Raw genomic sequence first — 18,348 nt, 5'->3', positions numbered from 1 at the left:
CGATGAACACCGAACAGACGTTACCCATCTGCATCGCCGGCCAGTGGCGCACAGGCCGTGGCGAGCGCTACGCCAGCCGCTACCCGGCCACCGGCGAAGCCGTGGCCTGGCTCAATGCCGCCGACCTGCAGGATGTGGAAGAGGCCATCCAGGGCGCGCACCAGGCGTTCCTGCACAGTGGCTGGGCCCAGCGCAAACCCCATGAGCGCGCCGGTGTGTTGTACCGCATCGCCGAGCTGATCCGCGTGCACAGCGAAGAGCTGGCGCAGCTGCAACGCCAGGACAACGGCAAGCCAATCAACGAAACCCGCGCCTTGGTAGCCAGTGCGGCGGGCACCTTTCAGTTTTTCGCCGCAGCCTGCGAAACACTGGAAGAAACCATCACCCCGTCACGCGGTGATTTCATCAGCATGAGCGTGTATGAACCTATGGGCGTGGTCGCCGCGATCACCCCGTGGAACTCACCGATTGCCAGCGAGGCGCAGAAGGTTGCGCCGGCACTGGCAGCCGGCAATGCGGTGGTGATCAAGCCTGCGGAAATCACCCCGCTGCTGGCCCTGCGCCTGGCGCGTCTGTGTGAAGAAGCCGGCTTGCCCAAGGGCTTGATCAGCGTGCTACCGGGCAAGGGTTCGTTGCTGGGGGATGCGCTGACCCGCCACCCGCTGGTCAAGCGCGTGTCGTTTACCGGTGGTACCCGCACCGGCAAGCACATCGCCCATATTGCCGCCGACAAGATGATGCCGGTGTCCCTGGAGCTGGGCGGCAAGTCGCCGACCATCGTCCTCGATGACGCCGACCTTGAGCATGCGGTGGCCGGGGTGCTGTACGGCATCTTCAGTTCGTCGGGCGAAGCCTGCATCGCCGGCTCACGGTTGTTCATCGCCCGCGCCTTGTACGAGCCCTTCATGCAGCGCCTGGTCGCCGCTGCCGCGAACCTGCGGGTGGGTGACCCGGCCGACGAACGCACACAGATGGGGCCGTTGATCAGCGCCAGCCATCGCGAGTCCGTGGAACGTTACGTCGCCCTCGGCCTGGCCGAAGGTGGGCGCCTGCGCCTGGGTGGGCAGCGCCCCAGCGGTGAACTGTATGACCAGGGTTACTTCTACCCGCCGACCATCCTCGAGGGTCTGAGCAATCACCAGCAAGTGTGCCAAGAGGAAATCTTCGGGCCGGTATTGGTCGCCATGCCGTTCGACGACGAAGCCCAACTGCTGGAGCAGGCCAACGACAGCGTCTACGCCCTCGCCGCTGGCATCTGGACCCGTGACTACAAGCGCGCCTGGGCCCTGGGCCGGCGTTTGCAGGCCGGTACGGTGTGGATCAACACCTACAAGCAGTTCTCGATCTCCACGCCGTTTGGCGGCTGGCGCGACAGCGGCCTGGGCCGCGAAAAAGGTCGCCTGGGCATCCTGCAGTACATGGAACAAAAGAGCCTCTACTGGGGCATGAACGAACAGCCACTGGCCTGGGCCGGTGTGCCACGAGAGGTAGCGCAATGAGCGTGTTAGGGATTGATGAAGTCACCTATGGCGTCGAGGACCTGGACACCTGTGTGCGTTTTTTCAGCGACTGGGGCCTGACGCAAGTCAGCGCGCAACCGGATGAAGTGGTATTCGAGACCCTCAACGGCTGCCGCGTAGTGCTTGCCGACCTGAACAAGCCGGGCCTGCCACCGGCCATCGAAGCCGGCTCCACGGTGCGCGAAGTGGTCTGGGGCGTGGCCAGCACCGCGGACCTGGCGCTGTACAGCCAACGCATCGCCAATGACCCCGGGTTTATCGAACGCGACGGGCGCATCGGCTGCACCGACCCCAATGGTCTGGCGATCCGCCTGCAAATCACGCGCAAGCGTGAACTGGAGATTGAATGCAGCGGCCACAACACCTGGCAGACCAAGGGCCGGATCAACAAGGCCGCGCCGATCTATGAACGCGCCACACCGATTGAGGTCGGCCATGTGGTGTTTTTCGTCAAGGACGTAAACGCCTGCGAAGCCTTCTATCACGAGCGTTTCGGCTTCCAGGCCTCGGACCGTTACCCCGACCGCGGGGCCTTCTTGCGCACCGCCGAAGAAGGTGGCCATCACGACCTGTTCATGCTGCAACTGCCGGCGCCACGGGCCGGGCTGAACCACGTGGCGTTTACCGTGCGCGATGTTCATGAGGTGTTTGGTGGTGGCATGCATGTGTCCCGCAGCGGCTGGCCGACCGAGATCGGGCCGGGCCGCCACCCGGTGTCTTCGGCGTTTTTCTGGTACTTCAAGAACCCGGCGGGCGCGCTGGTGGAGTACTACGCCGATGAAGACCAACTGACCGGCGAATGGCAGCCACGCACCTTTGAGCCCGGCCCCACAGTGTTCGCTGAATGGGCCATTGCTGGCGGTATCGACGGCAACACCCGGCGCCAGCAACACGTGGAGGCGCCGCAAGGCAAGTTCCTCACCGACAAACCCAAACCTTGAGCAGGAGTCGCCCATGCCTTCCCTGAATATTGCTATCGCCGGTGCCGGTATCGGCGGCCTGACCGCCGCCATCGCCCTGCATCGCGCCGGTCACCAGGTCACCGTGTTCGAACAGTCCAAGGCCTTTTTGCGCGTCGGTGCCGATATCAACCTCACCCCCAACGCGGTCCGTGCGCTGGATGGCCTGGGTATTGGCCCCGCCGTGCGCATCCCGGCCGCCCGCCCCACTCACCGCATCAGCCGCATGTGGGACACCGGCGAGGAGACTTCGCGCCTGGAAATGTCCGACGCCGCCGAACAGAAATACGGCGCGCCGCAATTGACCATCCACCGCGCCGACCTGCTCGCGGCCCTGGCCGAGGTGTTCCCACTGGGCAACGTGCAGTTCGCCAAACGTGCCGAACGGGTCGCACAGGCGGACGACGGCATTACCTTGCACTTCAAGGATGGTAGCCAGCACCGCTGTGACGTGTTGATTGGCGCCGACGGTATCCATTCGGTGGTGCGCAACGCGCTGTTTGGCGAAGAGCATCCGCGCTTTACCGGCGTGGTGGCGTATCGCGCGGTGGTGCCGGCCGAGCAGGTGGCGCATGTGCCGAACATCCAGGCGTTCACCAAATGGTGGGGGCCGAACCCGCAAAGCCAGATCGTCACCTTCCCGCTGAACCAGGGCAAAGACATCTTCATCTTCGCCACCACCGCCCAGGACAGCTGGCACGAAGAGTCGTGGACCAGCGCCGGCGATGCCGATGAGCTGCGCAGCCACTACCAGGCGTTCCACCCGGACGCCCGCGCCCTGCTCGATGCCTGCACCGATGTGCTCAAGACCGCGCTGTATGAGCGTGACCCGCTGCCGTTCTGGTCCAAGGGCGCGATCACCCTGCTGGGCGATGCCTGCCACCCAATGATGCCGTTCATGGCCCAGGGTGCCGGCCAGGCCATCGAAGATGCGGTGGTGCTCGCGCGCTACCTGCAAGACCTCGACAGCCAGGCCTCGGTGGCCGGTGCCTTGCAGGCTTACCAGCAAGCGCGTCTTGAGCGTACCAGCCAGATCCAGATCGGCTCGCGGGGCAACCAGTGGCTCAAGGACGGCGGTAACGCCGATTGGGTCTACGGCTACGACGCCTGGGGCGTCTCGACAACTCACGCAGCCTGAATACGGAGGTCAACACCATGAGTACTCACGAACCCTACCTGCAACCCCATCAGGCGCGTAAACGGCCCAACAACCAGTTCGAAGAGTTGCTGGGCGACTCCATCGAGCGCGCGTTCGGCAGTGGCGTGACCGAGCTTGCGGCCCTGCTCGCGCACTTGAACCTGGCCGGCCCGCCGTGCCCGCTGACCAGCGGCGAGTGGACCGAAGATGCCTACAAAACCCTGATGGCCCGGCTGGGCGAATGACCCGGCAGAAGGAAAAAAAATGAACATGCAACTGACCGTCGACCCTGTTGAACAGCATCTGGCCAATGGCCTCAAAGACCTCTGGTTCCCGGTATTGCCGTCGGACCTTTTGGGTGAGAAGCCGCTGTCGATACGACGCCTGGGCTACAAGATCGCCCTGTGGCGCGACAACGATGGCAGCGTTCACGCGCTGGAAGACCATTGCCCCCATCGCGGCGCCCCGCTGTCCCAAGGGCCGGTGCTGGGCGATCGCCTGCAGTGCCCGTATCACGGCGTTGAAGTGCGCTGCGACGGCACCGTCACCAAAGTACCCGGCAGCCCCGGCTGCAAGCTCGAAGGCAGCCGGCCCACGCGTATGTTCCACACCCGCGAAGCCGCAGGCGCGATCTTCTTGTTCAACGCCACCGACCCGCACCTGGACGTTGCGCCGCAGCTGGTGCTGCCCGAACAATTGACCTCGCCCGAGTGGAGCAGCTTCGTCTGCTACACCGAGTGGAAAGGCGACTATCGCTACGTGATCGACAACGTCATGGACCCGATGCACGGCACCTACCTGCACAAGATGTCGCACTCGATGAGCGAAGGCGAAGCCACCGCCAAGTTCGTCACCCGCGACACCGACACCGGCTTTTTCTTCGAGAAGGAAGGCCAGCGCGGCGTGAACTTCGACTGGACCGAGTTCGTGGACAACGGCTGCCACTGGTTGCGCCTGGAAATCCCCTATCCGAAAACCGGCGGCCCCGGCGGCAACTTCACCATCATCGGCAGCTACACCCCCAGCAGTCGTTCGCTGGCCGCCGCGTTCCACTGGCGCTGCCGCCCGCTGACCGGCTGGCAGCGTGACACTTGGCGCTTCTTGTACAAGAACCGTCTGGAAGCGCGGCATTGGGCGGTGCTGGAACAAGACCGGGTGCTGCTGGAATTCATGGAGCCGGATGCCAATCAACGTGAAAACCTCTACCAGCACGACCTGGGCGTAGTGCGGCTGCGGCGCTACCTGAAGAACGCCGCCAAGGCCCAGCTCGAGTTGATCGACGCGAAACAATTGCCATGAATAAAGCCGCGCTCCTCAACGCCCGCGTCCACACCCTGCGCTATGAAGCCGAAGGCATCATCAGCGTCGAACTGCGGCCTTTGGGCGATACCGTATTCGCGCCGTTCGACGCCGGCTCGCACATCGACCTGCACCTGGCCAACGGCCTGGTGCGCAGTTATTCGCTGCTCAACTCGCCCAGCGACCGTGGGCGTTATGTGGTGGGTATCCTGCGTGACCGCAACAGCCGTGGCGGGTCGGAGTATGTACACAGCCAGTTGCGGGTCGGCATGCCGCTGTCGATCTCGCCGCCGCGCAACAACTTCGAACTGGACCTGAGCGCCAGCCACAGTGTGCTGGTGGCCGGTGGCATCGGGATCACGCCGATCTACTGCATGTTCCGCCAGTTGCTGGCGCTGGGAAAATCCGCCGAGCTGATCTACTGCGCCCGCTCACGCCAGGAGGCAGCGCTGGTGGAAGCCTTGAGCGGGCTCGATGCGCGGGTGACCTACCACTTCAACGACGAAAAAGGCGTGCCGCCTGATCTTGCCGCCTACCTCGCCGGCCAACCTGCCGATACCCATCTGTACTGCTGCGGCCCGACGCCGATGCTCGACGCTTTCGAAAGTACCTGTGAGCGCCTGGGTTATCCCCATGCCCACATCGAGCGCTTTGCCGCCGCCGAACTGCCGCCCAGCGAAGACGCCCAGAGCAGCTATAGCGTTGAGCTGAAAAGGTCCGGCAAAACCCTGGCGGTGGAACCTGGCTTGAGTTTGCTGGATGTGTTGTTGGAAGCGGGCTGCGACATTGATCACAGCTGCCGCGAAGGCGTGTGTGGCTCCTGTGAGACACGGGTGGTGGAAGGCGAAATCGACCACCGCGACGGGGTGCTGACCAAGGCCGAGCGGGCGGCGAACAAATCGATGATGGTGTGCGTTTCTGGCTGCAAGAGCCGACGGTTGGTGCTCGACCTCTAACCCCCCCCCACCCCTTGTAGGAGCGAGCTTGCTCGCGAAGAACTTTCAGGCACCGCGTTATTCAAGGGTGCACGCAGTATCGTTAACGTTTTTCGCGAGCAAGCTCGCTCCTACAGGATCACCCGCAAAGTGCCCGTTTCATAGGCAGCGTGCAATAAATACGCACCTATCACGGGCAACTTTGTTACCGCACTTGCGGGTTGTTTCACGGGTTATACAAACAGCTTTGTTTCCCATATAAACAACTGTTTTTGATAATGTTTTTTATAAAAAACAAACTAACAGCCTGCCTGGCACACTTCCTGCTCTACTCCTGTGCATTCACTGATTAAACGGCGTTTCGCCGATAAAACAATAATAACCAACACTTAAACCCGGTAAGACCCGCTCCCTCCTTAGTTGCCTTTAAAGGCAAGCGGACGAGTGTTGCCGATCACCCGGTAGAGAGGTCTCTATGAAGCGCGTCTTGTGTGCAGGTTTGATGTTTGCCAGTTTCAGCAGTTTCGCCGCAGAACCCATTCCCTCCGAGCCGGTGCGGGCCAACGCCGCCAACAAACCTTTCCCGCATATCTCCTGGCGCAGCGATAGCGGCGACAGCAGCCTGGACATCGGCGGGGCGCTGCGCACCAACTATCGCGACGAGCATTGGGACACCACCGAGAATAACGGCCGGTTTCTGTTCGATACGTTCCGCCTGGATGTGCAGGCCACCTACAAGAGCCTCTACAGCGATGTCGGCTACTGGTTCCAGGATGACGGCAAGCGTTCCATTGACCGCGGGTTTGTGGGCTACCGGCTCAATGCCAACGCCAACCTGCAACTGGGGGCACCGTTCAAACCCTTCGGCCTGGAGCCTTATCCGCAATTTGGCTGGAGCTACCACCTGCCGTTTTTCATGGGCTACGCGGTGAGTGCCGGCACCGGCCTTAAATACAGCTACAAGGACCAGGACTGGGACGTGCAGCTCGGCTATTTCCCACGCATGCTGCCCAGCGACCTGCGTTACTCACCGGAAGTGGGGCGTTACGCCGACTTGAATGACAACGCGATTGCCTTCACCCAGTCGCGCCAGGACAACGAGAAGCGCAACCAATTCAACGCCCGCGTGGCGCGCACCTTCAACAACGATGGCTGGAAGACCGAAGTCGGCGCCTCGCTCGCCACCGCCCAACTGTACAACGCCACTACCAAAGACAATGGCGACTACTGGGCCGCCGGCGTGCACGCCATCATCAGCAAGGGCCTGTGGACCGTCACCACCCAAGCCATCCGCTACGAATACGACCCCGAAAACCCGAGCGGCGTGAGCAACGACTCGGTGCTGATGGGCGGCAATGGCCTGACGCCTGCGTACCTGATCGCCTCCAAGGCCAGCCTGGCCTCGCTCAACGTCGGCTACGACATCCACACGCCACGGCTGGGGCAATTGAAGAAGATCAAGCTGTACAGCGATTACAGCCGAATGATGAAAGACAAAAGCGCCTGGGACGACTCGCAGATGTTCACCGTGGGCGCGCAGTTCCTGGCGATGCCGGTGATGGCCTGGGTCGATCTCACGTGGGCGCGTAACGCCAACCCCTATGGTGGTGCGGAGAATGGCAGCGGCTTTACCAGCACCAATTCGGTGGGCAGCAACGACTGGTATTACCGCACCAACGTCAACATCGGCTACTACTTCTGACATCGACCCCCTGTGTGCGGGCTTGCTCGCGAAGGCGGTGGGTCAGTCAACGCATGCAGTGGTTGATATGGCACATTCGCGAGCAAGCCCGCTCCCACAGGGGGCGGCCTCATTATCAATCACCCACTACTTCAGTTTCAGCAATACGCCCACGATAATAATCCAGCTAAAACCAACGATTTTCATCGCTGCATCAATGAACAAAAGACGTTTCAGGTAGGGCGGAAAGTTTTCAAGATCAACAGGGTTTACATCTCCAGTTCGGATATACGCTTTTGACCATGTGACCATTCCTGCGATTTTCGCTATTTCCAAAAGAGACCAAATCACGCCCCGTCTCCCCAAACTTGGCCCCCATAGATAAATGTAGCGGCTATTCTTCAGGGCTTCCTTCATGGCATCCAAGTGACGGTGGCTCAGGTAAAGGGTGTATGCAGTGCTCACAACCCCAAGAATAATTGGCCCCCCAGTCACAAATATCGCAACCCAAGGTGACCAAGTGTCGATACTGGTCATGGTTGAGAAACCTCATAAATTTTATCTCCCAAATACTCGCCCCCTCCACCCTGACAGATGAAATGACCTACGCTCATTTTCTTGCCTCTTACCCATGGTTTTTTGCCCTGATTTCCTGCTCATCTCGATAAGAAAACTGACGCGTGGCGCGTTCTAATCGAGGTAAACGAGTCAGGAAAAGTCAGTGGCAAGCCAAACTTTGGAGAGGGATTTACTTAGGGTAAAGTCAGACGATTCCGTGTTCTTAGTCGTATAAATCTGCGATTTCAATGACGACAGCAGGCACCTGATGTCACCCACCAGCGGCCAATTTTTTTGGGCGCGTGGTTACTCAAGGCTGGAGTCGGCTGGTACCTCGTCAATCAAAGGCGAGCGCCATCGGTGGCCAGGGAACTTGCTCTCGCTGGGGCCTCAGGGGAGACAACGCCAGTGGGGATGAGCATTGCTACAGCCCCCCCTGGACTGTGACTTTATCCCGTTGAACACTGGCTGGCTGTTGACCGTTAGGGGGCTGTCAGTTTGAAACAGTTGGCTGTTGACCTATCTGAGCTTTATCAGCACCGCAGCCATTACCGCCCAAGCCACACCAGTGAACAACATTGTCGTTAGGATAATCAGACGGCGTTTTAGCTGAGGCGGGAAGTTTTTCAGATCGACAGGATCCAGTTCTCCGTTAATGATCGCTGCCTTGGGCCACACTATCATTCCGGCGATCTTTGCCATCTCGTAGAGGGACCAAATCAAGCCACGCTTCCCTAGGCTCGGCCCCCAAAGGTAAATGTAACGGCTGTTTTTCAGGGCCTCTTTTATAGCCTCCAGATGGTGGTGGGTCATGTACAAGCTGTATGAAAGGCCGACGATGGCCAGCAGAGTTGGACCTCCAACAAAAATCAGCGCAACCCACGTTGGCCAGGTATCGATACTGGTCATGGCTGAGTAACCTCGTAAATTAACTCGCCCATGTATTCGCCCCCCAATCCACCGACTGTCGTACCGGCCCATGTACTACCCCCTACTACAGCTGCTACACAGACAACGCCCCCAATACCTCCGGTGGCTACGCCAATCGCCAAGCAGATCGAACCGCTGGCAGACGCAGCCGCCGCCCCACTGAAAGCGCCAATGAACGTTGAACTGATGAATTTTCCTCCCTCAGTAAACTTGACCTTCCTGCAAGCCGCTCCAGAATCAGCCTTACACACCTGATCAATAGCCAGCAACGAAGACACTCCGCCAAGACCAATACCGATGTAACCACCTGCCTTCATATACTTGGTAGCCCGACTCGTCGCCTCCACATGAGCCGCATACCCCGGAATCTGCCCCGGCCCACCCGCCTTGTCCCAGTGATGCACCAAGCTGCGACTGGATATACCCAGGGCCGTTTTCAACTTGGGGTGATCGCCCAAGGTGGTCTGCCCGCGCAGGCGGGTGGAGTTGAGCAGATGAGCATCCAACTGGTTCATCAACCGTTGGCGATCAGCAAAGAACTGCGCTGACCTAAGATGCCCGTGCTGCCGATAGCTGTCTTGATGCAGGCGCTCCATCGCCTGCAGCGTGTCGCGCAGGTTGCTCAAGTGCTTTTCCATCACCACCGCACTGACGCCGAGCCAGGTTGAGGTTTGGCCGATGAAACCGGCGATCTCTGCACCGTGGCGATACAGAAAGTCAGCCTCGTCCGGCGTCAGTTCGTCCAGTGATGCGCTGACGTGTTGCGCGGCCTGCATCAACTGAGCTTCTTCATACGTGCAGGAGGTGTTTTTCGGATCGCTGAGCACGATCATCGAACCAGCTTTGACGTGGCCTGTGTTGGGATTCAGCGATTGAAACTTGCGCATTACAGCCGGGTAGAGCGTCGGAAAAAGTGTGGCTTCCAGCGCCTCGCGGCTCATGCTTTTGGGCACGATGTAAAAACCTGGTTCTTCGCCTATTAGCGCTTTAAATGCGGCAAATGCGGATTGGGGCGACTCACTTGGCGAGGTGGAGGTGCGTTGAGAGGACGCTGCCCAGTGGGTTACTGGCTGGACCGGCTCAGCGGCCAGTCTGTTGGCGCTTACGACCGAGCCACCTCTGCCGTGGTACTCGCCGAATAACGCCAAAGGAATCAGCTCGGCTTTACAGGGACAGCCGCTGTAACTATCCACCGTACCGGCAGCAAGCCGGCCATTGCTCTCCATGAAGGAAATGCCGCCGATGATCTTGTACGTTTGCCCATCCTTGCCGCAGGTAACTGGGTCACCTTCGCAGGCACGAAGACGGCCATTCATGTGGGTTGTTTGATCTACGCCCAGCACTTCCCCGCCGCAACTGGTTTTGTCACCTTGACAGATGAAATGACCTACGCTCATTTTTTCGCCTCTTATCCGTGTTTTTTTAGCCGTGCTTTCCTGCTCGTCTCGATAAGAAAACTGACGCGTGGCGCCTTTTAATCGAGGTAAACGAGTAAGGAAAAGTCACGTAGCAAGCCAAACTCTGGAGAGGGATTTACTTAGGGTAAAGTCGGACGATTCCGTGAGTTTTGTCGTATAAATCTGATGGGTTGCGACGCCCGATGCCGTGCACCGGGCGCGTATTACTCGTTGCCACCAACGTTTCCAGGCACAGTCGTCAAATGGCTGTTGTGGCGAGGGAGCAAGCTTGCGCTGGGACGCGAAGCGGCCCCGGAAAATGGGACTGCTGCGCAGTCCAACGGGAGCGAGCTCCCTCGCCACAGGTAAGCTATTTATCGGCCCCAGCGCGATTTTTCCGATTGACCGTTCCTCGGTCAATTACGCCCCTTGCAGACGGCTGGCGCGCACCTAGGTATAGTGCCGCCCCTCTTCGCGTCTGCGGCCGTCGGTAACGAGGCCCGGGTACACCGCGAAAGCGCATGAATAACAACACCCGCAAAAGGATGGGGATCGAGCGTCGTGCACTGCCTGGTGCCGAGCGATGCGTCGGACCGTCCTGCGTTTGCCATTAGAAAAATCAGCGAGGAACACTCCATGCTCGAAGTCATCAACGACTTCCTCTCAGGGAAAGTACTGATCGTGCTCATAGTCGGGCTCGGCGGTTATTTCACGATCCGCTCGCGTTTCGTGCAATTGCGTCACTTTTTCCACATGTTCTCGGTGTTTAAAGACAGCCTCAAGAGCAGCGCCGGTCAACTCAGCTCGTTCCAGGCGCTGATGCTCAGCCTGGCGGGCCGCGTGGGTGCCGGTAACATCGCCGGTGTCGGCATTGCCGTGACGTTGGGTGGCCCGGGTGCCGTGTTCTGGATGTGGGTCACCGCGCTGGTGGGCATGTCGTCGAGCTTTATCGAGTGCTCCCTCGGCCAGTTGTACAAGCGCACCGACGCTGAAGGCACCTACCGTGGCGGCCCGGCGTATTACATCCAGCACGGCCTGCACAAGCGCTGGCTGGGGATGGTCATGGCGTTCCTGCTGCTGGTGACCTTCGGCTTTGCCTTCAACGGCCTGCAAGCCCACGCTGTCACCCACTCGCTGAACAACGCTTTTGGCCTCGACACCACCTACACCGGCCTTGCCCTGGCGGTGTTGCTGGGCCTGGTGTTCATCGGCGGGATCAAGCGTATCGCCTCGATCGCCGACCTGCTGGTGCCGGTCAAGACCCTGGTCTACATCGCCGTGACCCTGTACGTAATCGTGCTGCAATTCGACCACGTACCGGCCATGCTCGCGACCATCGTCAAGAGCGCCTTCGGCCTCGACCAAGCCTTCGGTGGCCTGGTGGGCAGCGCGATCATCATGGGCGTGAAGCGCGGCGTGTTCGCCAACGAAGCAGGCCTGGGCAGTGCGCCTAACGTGGCGGCAGTGGCGTCGGTAGAACACCCGATCGCCCAGGGCGTGGTGCAAGCGTTCAGTGTGTTCCTCGATACGTTCGTGATCTGCACCTGCACGGCGTTGCTGATCCTGCTGTCCGGTTTCTACACCCCAGGCTTTGAAGGCGACGGCATTGCCCTGACCCAGAATTCCCTGGCGGCGGTAGTGGGTGACTGGGGCCGCATGTTCATCTCCGTGGCCCTAGCGTTGTTCGTGTTCACCTCGATCATGTACAACTACTACCTGGGCGAGAGCAACCTGCGCTTTCTGGTGGGCAACAACCGCAAGGTGCTGATGGGTTATCGCGCCCTGGTGCTGGTGCTGATTTTCTGGGGTTCCATCGAGAACCTGAGCACGGTGTTCGCCTTCGCCGACATCACCATGACCATGCTCGCGTTCGTCAACCTGTTCGCCCTGGCGTTCCTGTTCAAGATTGCCATGCGCATCCTCAACGACTACGACAACCAGCGCGCGGCGGGCATCAAGACCCCGGTGTTCGATTCCAGCCAGTTCCCCGACCTGGACCTAGACCGCAAAGCCTGGCCGGCTAACCCGGTGAAAACCGAAACGGCCCCGGCAGCAGAACTGAGCGCTCAAGCGCAACGTTAATCACAGCTAGATGACACGCCGCCCGGCCTTGGGCATGCTCTGGGCCCGGCGGCGTTTTTCGTTCAGGAGATTTTCGATGCAATCAGCTAATAACGTGATGGTGCTCTATACCGGCGGCACCATTGGCATGCAGGCCAGCGCCAACGGCCTGGCGCCCGCGTCTGGTTTTGAAGTGCGCATGCGTGAACAGTTTGCCGACGCAGACCTGCCCGCGTGGCGCTTTCAGGAAATGTCACCACTGATCGACAGCGCCAACATGAACCCTGCCTACTGGCAACGCCTGCGCAGCGCCGTGGTCGAGGCGGTAGATGCCGGTTGCGACGCCGTGCTGATCCTGCACGGCACCGACACCCTGGCCTACAGCGCAGCGGCCATGAGCTTCCAACTGCTGGGCCTGCCGGTGCCGGTGGTGTTCACCGGCTCGATGCTGCCAGCCGGTGTGCCCGACAGCGATGCCTGGGAAAACGTCAGCGGTGCGTTGACGGCTTTGGGCGAGGGGTTGAAGCCGGGTGTGCACCTGTACTTCCACGGCGCGTTGATGGCGCCGACCCGCTGCGCGAAGATTCGCAGCTTTGGGCGCAACCCGTTCGCAGCCTTGCAACGCCAGGACGACTTCGCCCGTGCCCACACCCTGCCGGCAGCGCTGGATTACCGCCAGCCCAAAGCCTTGGCGAACGTCGGCGTACTGCCGCTGATACCCGGTTTCGAGGCTGCACAGCTGGACGCAATCATCGGCAGCGGCATTCAGGGCTTGGTGCTGGAGTGCTTCGGCAGCGGCACCGGGCCGAGCGATAACCCGCAATTCCTCGCCAGCTTGCAGCGTGCGCAGGATCAAGGGGTGGTGGTGGTCGCCATCACTCAGTGCCATGAAGGCGGTGTGGAGCTGGATGTCTACGAGGCCGGCAGCCGCTTGCGGGGCGCCGGCGTGTTGTCCGGCGGTGGGATGACCCGCGAAGCCGCGTTCGGCAAGTTGCACGCCTTGCTCGGTGCCGGCCTTACCGTGGAGCAAGTGCGGCGCCTGGTAGAGCTGGACCTGCATACCCAGCCAGCTTGAACGCTTAAGACAGCCCTACATAAGCACTGCAATTCCCTGCTTGCCGATACCTAACATGGAAAACCCGAGCCTACGCTCGGCTTTTCCATTGATCGGCAAGACAGGGATGCCCGCATGACGACCTCCAGTTCCACACCCTCGCAGCAAACGCCTCCAGACACTGAAACACACAAGCTGGCCACCCAACTGTCCGTCGGACCTTCGTTCCGGGAAGCGGCTCGCGAACTGCTGCGCCAGTCTTTGCTGGAGAAATACCCCGACCTGGACATCGACCCGGCCATGACACTGATGGGCACTTCCACCTGGGAGCTCATCGATGACCAGATCGTGTCAGGGCCAACACATTATGAAACCCTGAGCAGCATCCTGGCCCGGCAGGCCATCCTCAAAGTGCCGACGCTGTGCGTCGAGGGCAATCACTTCCTGACCCTGAAGCCGGTAACCGACCCCCCGCTTCATTTGCCCGTGCGTATTGTCGAAGTCGCCAACCTGATCAACACCCTGGCGCCGGTGGTCTACCGGGCCTTTCAGGAACAGCTGGTAACGTTCTGGAACCAAAGCAACGGCAACGGTCCTCGCTGGCAAACACTCGCCCAGAGCCTGCGCGGAGCCTGGAATGTGCAACACGTCGATGCCTGGACCGACGAAGACTGCACGATGGCCCGCACGCTGTTCCATGCACCCACCCGCTCCGCTCGCCAAGACAAAAATCGTTATAGCAGCCGCGCTTACCTGATTGATGCCGACCTGGTCAAAGGTTCCAAGACGCAGCACACCGACCAAGTGTTCATGACCGTGCTGGAGGGCAAACTCGAAGACAAAACGCTGATCCTCTGTTACTCACCCTTCAAGGGATACGAGAAATACGACACCTACCAACAGCTAGGCGATTCGTTGAAGGATCACCTGGAGCAACCCGAGGCCTTTGATCGCCTGGAGTGGCGCCTTTATGAACCCGACGGCGATTTTTTCGAACACGCAGCCTGCAAGCTGATCGCCCTGCAGCTTGAGACCGTGGAAGGTCTCAAAACCAGTGATGGCAAACAGCCCAGCACCCAACAGTCACCCCTGCTCACACTCCCGACGCCTGCCGAAAAATCGGTTGCCAAGGGCCCGGGGCCGGGCTGGTATCAAACCCTGCTGCCAGACTGGCTGACCGATGCCTCTGCCAGCGATCAATCACTCTATGCACGCCACCTCAAGGACTTGGCCGCGCTCAATAGCCTGAATGCCGGCAAGACCTATGAGGACGGTATTCCCAGCATTCATCAATTCGCCTTGGACCAGTTGAAAACCGAGCTGCTCAAGGACCACCCGACCCTGCAACACCTGAAGCTCGACAAGCTGAAAATCCAGGTCAAGAGCCTGGTGGTGTGGGGCCTTTTCACCGTGCCAGGGCAGTACGAAACCACCACGTTCAGCCTTGCCGAACTGGCCCTGCAAAACCTGATTGCACTGCCCACCGGTAATAAAACGTTGCTGAGCGACGTCGGCCACTCCATACCGAATCAGATCACCGTGGCTTACCTTGAGACACTGATCAGCCGCTGTAATATCGGTGCCACCTACCCAAAACTGATCCGCAGCAAACTGCTGGATGACTCGGCTGAGGCCTCACGTCGCAAAAAACTGTACCGCGATCACCTGCGAGTCCAGCTGCCGATGTTGGCCTTGCAGCACAAGATCCGCCGCATTGGCGGGATTGACGAGCGCGGCTACCGCTACGTCGTAGCTGTGATGCAGGACGAAAGCGGCGACCAATACGTCGACGGCAAAGCCATCGTGATACGACGCCTGAGCTTCAACCCCAAGCGCCGGCTCATCAACAGCAACGATGATGTCACCAACATGTACATCATCGGCCCAGAAAATGCGCAAGACGGCCCTTGCGTGCTGTACCGCCCGTTGTTTGAACCCGCGTTGCTGCAATATCCATCACCGGCGAACTTACTGTATGCCATCAGCCAGTCGCGCACTTTGCGAGACTCGGTGGTTACCTGGCTACCGGACTCGGTGCGTCACCACTACACCAATTATGTCTTTACCAGTCATTGGCCTTCGCCATGGCTTGTCGCCGAGTTTCTGGTCAACCCCAGCGATCTATGGACCTATAGCGGCCCCGTGAATCTTGGTGAGGAGGTGCTCAATGGGGATAGGTTCAAGACACTGTTCGATAGCAATGCCAATGCGCTGGTTGAACTGGCGGACCGCCAGTCGGTATCGAATGCCGAACGCCGCTGGGACACGTTGAAGCAAGCCGGTTGGGTGCTCTTCAACGCGGCCCTGCCCTTTATGGGGCGCGTGGCAAGCACTAGCGCATGGATCTGGCAAATCGTCGAACAACTGGATACCTTTGCCCAGGCCCATGAGGAAGGCGATAAACCCGCACAATGGTCGGCGCTGACCGACGTGCTGCTTAACCTGGGCATGGCGATCACCTTGCACAGCGCCCAGCGCAGCAGACCTAAGTTCGAACCGGCCAAGATCGAGCCCACCAAGGTCAAGACGACCGAGCTTGCGCCTGAAACGCCAGGCCCCTCCAGCACGATAAGCTTCACCGTCGAGCAACTGCCTGAGCGCACCTCTCTGGCACCGCCTCCCGATCACGAGATCGCGCTGAACACGAGCGGCGCAATCAACCGCACGCCAGCGCTGGAAACCTCGATGCTTGAAGGCTTTAAAATAGAAAAACCCGATGACCTCGGCTCCGTGATAGACCAGCCGGCTGCTGACCAATACCTGTATCAGTTGGGTGAGCAGCACTACGCTCCCGTCGGCAAAAACTGGTTCATGGTGAAAGTGGACGATGATAAAAACATCGTTGTCATTGACCCCAACCAGACCCACCGCATCGGGCCCATGCTGGTTCACAACGCCCAGGGTCAATGGTCCGTCGATCATCGGATACGCCTGCGTAAATCCAGTACCGATCGGTTGAAAAATACCGCCAAGGACCTGGCAATCAGCGAAGCCGACGCATCGCGCAGGAAATTGAAAGCGTTTGAAACCGCAAAAAAAAACCAGCAGAACCTACTGCAAGAAACCCGCAAAGCAATGGACGAGGCCCCCAGTACCAGTGCCCAAGCCAAACGCCAGGCCTACCTGGACACGCTCAATCGCCAATCAGAAGACTACGAAAAAGCACGCCAACACTTGCTGACCATGGCCGTCTTCACCTCGGAGCCTGAATTCCAGATAAAAGCCATTGGTTACCTACAGGCTCAACTGGAACTCAATGAAGCGGGGGTAAACGAAGAGCTCATCACCTTTGCGCCAAAACTCTCGCCCGTCCTGGACCAGCTCCCAACCCATGCACCGTCACCTCATACCAGCGATATAGCCGACCACCAACAGGTCGTCGAGATGAGCGACAGCATGATCAAGCGCCTGGATTACGCTCAATCACGCTTCACCGAGCTGCGCAAATTCGGCCCGGCCGGATTCGACGTGATCAGAGAGCGCCAGCGCAAACTGCCCAGCTATACGAGCGACGATCTCAGGGCCCTGCAGGTGACGTTGGCCCGTCACTTGTGCCTGGCCCCTGAATCCCTCACCACCGAACCCCAGGCCTGGGAGTTGCTCAACGACACGCTCGACAGCGCCGACGTTGCAGTACAGACCCTGCGTGACACCCTGGATGAGCGAAGCGAATATCGCCTAGACGAGCGTATTGACGCCTTGAGCAACCTGGTGGAGCAATTCAAGTTCATCGATGAACGCTTGCAGGACCTTTCTCAAGAGTTCTCCGAGCAGATCCAGGCCCAACCCTTGAAACGCCTGAGCCAATCGCTGCAAGGGTTCGCCAATCGCGCCAAGGCGGCACTTGTCCCGCTGCACGAGGAACAGAACCTGAAGCGCATCAAGCCCACCCCTCCTCCTACGCCGCCCAGGCCGCTGAAGAGGTTTATCCAGACACGCTACAACGGCGTGCTGATTGGCGAACCCCGCTTGGACCCGATAGGGACCGTATCAAAGTTCGTTGATATCAAGTCCCCGATAACCGGCCAGGTCCTGGCTACCTTTCATGAGAAGACCCCTGGCATGTGGGTCGAGCACATCGAAACGTCCCCGGCACAGGCCACATCTACAGCGCTCACGCTCCACGACGCCACCACCGCGGGCGAAAAATTACTCGCCCAATTGCCGAAGTTTCAAGAACGCGCCAGCCAACAAGCCGACGATCCCACGCGCACAGCCATCGGCATCGAGCACATGTTTCACCAGCACGCCTGGTTGCTCGAACGCAGCAAGCAAGATATCGACGAGGCATTGATCAAAGCCAAAGTCACGGCGCAAACCAAGCAGTCCAGCGCAGACCTGCGCAGAAGACTCAAAGCCGCCACAAAAGCACTTTACGAACGGGCCACTGAAACCGTGGCCAAGCTCATCAAGCGACAGCCTCCGACCATTGCCCATGTCGATTGGCTCATTAACCACCGCGAAATTGCGATCAAAAAGATCATGACCCGCCAGCCCCTCAAGGGCGCCACTTGGAGCTATCAAGATGAGTATGCGGTCATTGATCTGTCTACCAGCAAACCTCTCTGGTATGCGCATTTCCAATACTCGAGCGCCCACGCTTCACTCAATAGATTTCTCTACGCACGACTCAAAACCCCAGCAGAACAACAGCTCAAAGAGGTAGCTGACACGCTCACCGGCTTAACCGCAGAGCAACAGCTCGACTACTACCGCAGTTCCATCAACCTGACCCAAGCCCAGCGCTTGTTTTTCCCGCCAGAGGTCTATTGACGGCGCGCTCGCCCAACGGCACATAACTTGCTCCAGCCTGACA

Annotated in this window: 13 protein-coding genes; 10 read left to right on the top strand and 3 right to left on the bottom strand. The window is 59.6% G+C overall.

The features are described 5' to 3' along the window. Positions 1–2 precede the first annotated feature (2 nt). The 7 genes from CRN80_RS09275 (at position 3) to CRN80_RS09245 (ending at position 7,553) form a co-directional block, all read left to right on the top strand. Entirely contained in the window at positions 3–1,499 is a 1,497-nt protein-coding gene (locus tag CRN80_RS09275) for an aldehyde dehydrogenase (RefSeq protein ID WP_098950021.1), read from the top strand. After that, positions 1,496–2,461: a VOC family protein gene (locus tag CRN80_RS09270; RefSeq protein ID WP_098950020.1), complete on the top strand. Its 966-nt coding sequence runs from the start codon at positions 1,496–1,498 to the stop codon at positions 2,459–2,461. Before CRN80_RS09275 ends, CRN80_RS09270 begins: the two co-directional genes overlap by 4 nt. Before the next feature lie 13 nt (positions 2,462–2,474). Then, positions 2,475–3,617: an FAD-dependent monooxygenase gene (locus tag CRN80_RS09265; protein WP_098950019.1), complete on the top strand. Its 1,143-nt coding sequence runs from the start codon at positions 2,475–2,477 to the stop codon at positions 3,615–3,617. A 17-nt stretch (positions 3,618–3,634) separates the two neighbouring features. Continuing rightward, complete coding sequence (locus CRN80_RS09260) at positions 3,635–3,862, top strand: recombinase-like helix-turn-helix domain-containing protein (protein ID WP_098950018.1); 228 nt, start codon at positions 3,635–3,637, stop codon at positions 3,860–3,862. 19 nt (positions 3,863–3,881) lie between these two features. Continuing rightward, positions 3,882–4,916 carry an aromatic ring-hydroxylating dioxygenase subunit alpha gene (locus CRN80_RS09255; RefSeq protein ID WP_034134089.1) on the top strand — a complete coding sequence of 345 codons (1,035 nt, stop codon included), beginning with the start codon at positions 3,882–3,884 and terminating at the stop codon, positions 4,914–4,916. Continuing rightward, complete coding sequence (locus CRN80_RS09250; RefSeq protein ID WP_078804065.1) at positions 4,913–5,872, top strand: PDR/VanB family oxidoreductase; 960 nt, start codon at positions 4,913–4,915, stop codon at positions 5,870–5,872. Before CRN80_RS09255 ends, CRN80_RS09250 begins: the two co-directional genes overlap by 4 nt. Positions 5,873–6,326: 454 nt before the next feature. Next, the gene (locus CRN80_RS09245) at positions 6,327–7,553 is read left to right on the top strand and encodes a hypothetical protein (RefSeq protein ID WP_098950017.1); all 1,227 of its coding nucleotides are present in this window, start codon (positions 6,327–6,329) and stop codon (positions 7,551–7,553) included. 126 nt (positions 7,554–7,679) lie between these two features. Here the strand turns inward: CRN80_RS09245 and CRN80_RS09240 are convergent, their stop codons facing one another. The 3 genes from CRN80_RS09240 to CRN80_RS09230 form a co-directional block, all read right to left on the bottom strand. Beyond that, positions 7,680–8,069, bottom strand: a complete 390-nt coding sequence (locus CRN80_RS09240; protein WP_032894468.1) for a hypothetical protein — start codon at positions 8,067–8,069, stop codon at positions 7,680–7,682. A 540-nt stretch (positions 8,070–8,609) separates the two neighbouring features. Continuing rightward, positions 8,610–8,999 (bottom strand): hypothetical protein, encoded by a 390-nt coding sequence (locus CRN80_RS09235; protein ID WP_098950016.1) that lies wholly within the window; start codon positions 8,997–8,999, stop codon positions 8,610–8,612. Further along, positions 8,996–10,417: a PAAR domain-containing protein gene (locus CRN80_RS09230; RefSeq protein WP_098950015.1), complete on the bottom strand. Its 1,422-nt coding sequence runs from the start codon at positions 10,415–10,417 to the stop codon at positions 8,996–8,998. Before CRN80_RS09230 ends, CRN80_RS09235 begins: the two co-directional genes overlap by 4 nt. Before the next feature lie 636 nt (positions 10,418–11,053). Here CRN80_RS09230 and CRN80_RS09225 point away from each other — a divergent pair. The 3 genes from CRN80_RS09225 to CRN80_RS09215 all read left to right on the top strand — a co-directional run bounded on the left by CRN80_RS09225 (position 11,054) and on the right by CRN80_RS09215 (position 18,305). Then, positions 11,054–12,499, top strand: a complete 1,446-nt coding sequence (locus CRN80_RS09225) for a sodium:alanine symporter family protein (protein WP_003195697.1) — start codon at positions 11,054–11,056, stop codon at positions 12,497–12,499. A gap of 76 nt (positions 12,500–12,575) precedes the next feature. Beyond that, positions 12,576–13,553, top strand: a complete 978-nt coding sequence (locus CRN80_RS09220) for an asparaginase (RefSeq protein ID WP_098950014.1) — start codon at positions 12,576–12,578, stop codon at positions 13,551–13,553. Positions 13,554–13,667: 114 nt separating this feature from the next. Then, positions 13,668–18,305 (top strand): hypothetical protein, encoded by a 4,638-nt coding sequence (locus tag CRN80_RS09215; protein WP_098950013.1) that lies wholly within the window; start codon positions 13,668–13,670, stop codon positions 18,303–18,305. Positions 18,306–18,348: the final 43 nt, after the last annotated feature.

The organism is Pseudomonas sp. FDAARGOS_380, assembly GCF_002591235.1.
Lineage (GTDB): Bacteria > Pseudomonadota > Gammaproteobacteria > Pseudomonadales > Pseudomonadaceae > Aquipseudomonas > Aquipseudomonas salmasensis.
This window is presented reverse-complemented; position numbering and strand designations above follow the sequence as displayed.

Bases quoted from the DNA above. Each gene is read 5' to 3' on its own strand.
- CRN80_RS09275 (WP_098950021.1), top strand. From the start codon at position 3: ATGAACACCGAACAGACGTTACCCATCTGCATCGCCGGCCAGTGGCGC.
- CRN80_RS09270 (WP_098950020.1), top strand. From the start codon at position 1,496: ATGAGCGTGTTAGGGATTGATGAAGTCACCTATGGCGTCGAGGACCTG.
- CRN80_RS09265 (WP_098950019.1), top strand. From the start codon at position 2,475: ATGCCTTCCCTGAATATTGCTATCGCCGGTGCCGGTATCGGCGGCCTG.
- CRN80_RS09260 (WP_098950018.1), top strand. From the start codon at position 3,635: ATGAGTACTCACGAACCCTACCTGCAACCCCATCAGGCGCGTAAACGG.
- CRN80_RS09255 (WP_034134089.1), top strand. From the start codon at position 3,882: ATGAACATGCAACTGACCGTCGACCCTGTTGAACAGCATCTGGCCAAT.
- CRN80_RS09250 (WP_078804065.1), top strand. From the start codon at position 4,913: ATGAATAAAGCCGCGCTCCTCAACGCCCGCGTCCACACCCTGCGCTAT.
- CRN80_RS09245 (WP_098950017.1), top strand. From the start codon at position 6,327: ATGAAGCGCGTCTTGTGTGCAGGTTTGATGTTTGCCAGTTTCAGCAGT.
- CRN80_RS09240 (WP_032894468.1), bottom strand. From the start codon at position 8,069: ATGACCAGTATCGACACTTGGTCACCTTGGGTTGCGATATTTGTGACT.
- CRN80_RS09235 (WP_098950016.1), bottom strand. From the start codon at position 8,999: ATGACCAGTATCGATACCTGGCCAACGTGGGTTGCGCTGATTTTTGTT.
- CRN80_RS09230 (WP_098950015.1), bottom strand. From the start codon at position 10,417: ATGAGCGTAGGTCATTTCATCTGTCAAGGTGACAAAACCAGTTGCGGC.
- CRN80_RS09225 (WP_003195697.1), top strand. From the start codon at position 11,054: ATGCTCGAAGTCATCAACGACTTCCTCTCAGGGAAAGTACTGATCGTG.
- CRN80_RS09220 (WP_098950014.1), top strand. From the start codon at position 12,576: ATGCAATCAGCTAATAACGTGATGGTGCTCTATACCGGCGGCACCATT.
- CRN80_RS09215 (WP_098950013.1), top strand. From the start codon at position 13,668: ATGACGACCTCCAGTTCCACACCCTCGCAGCAAACGCCTCCAGACACT.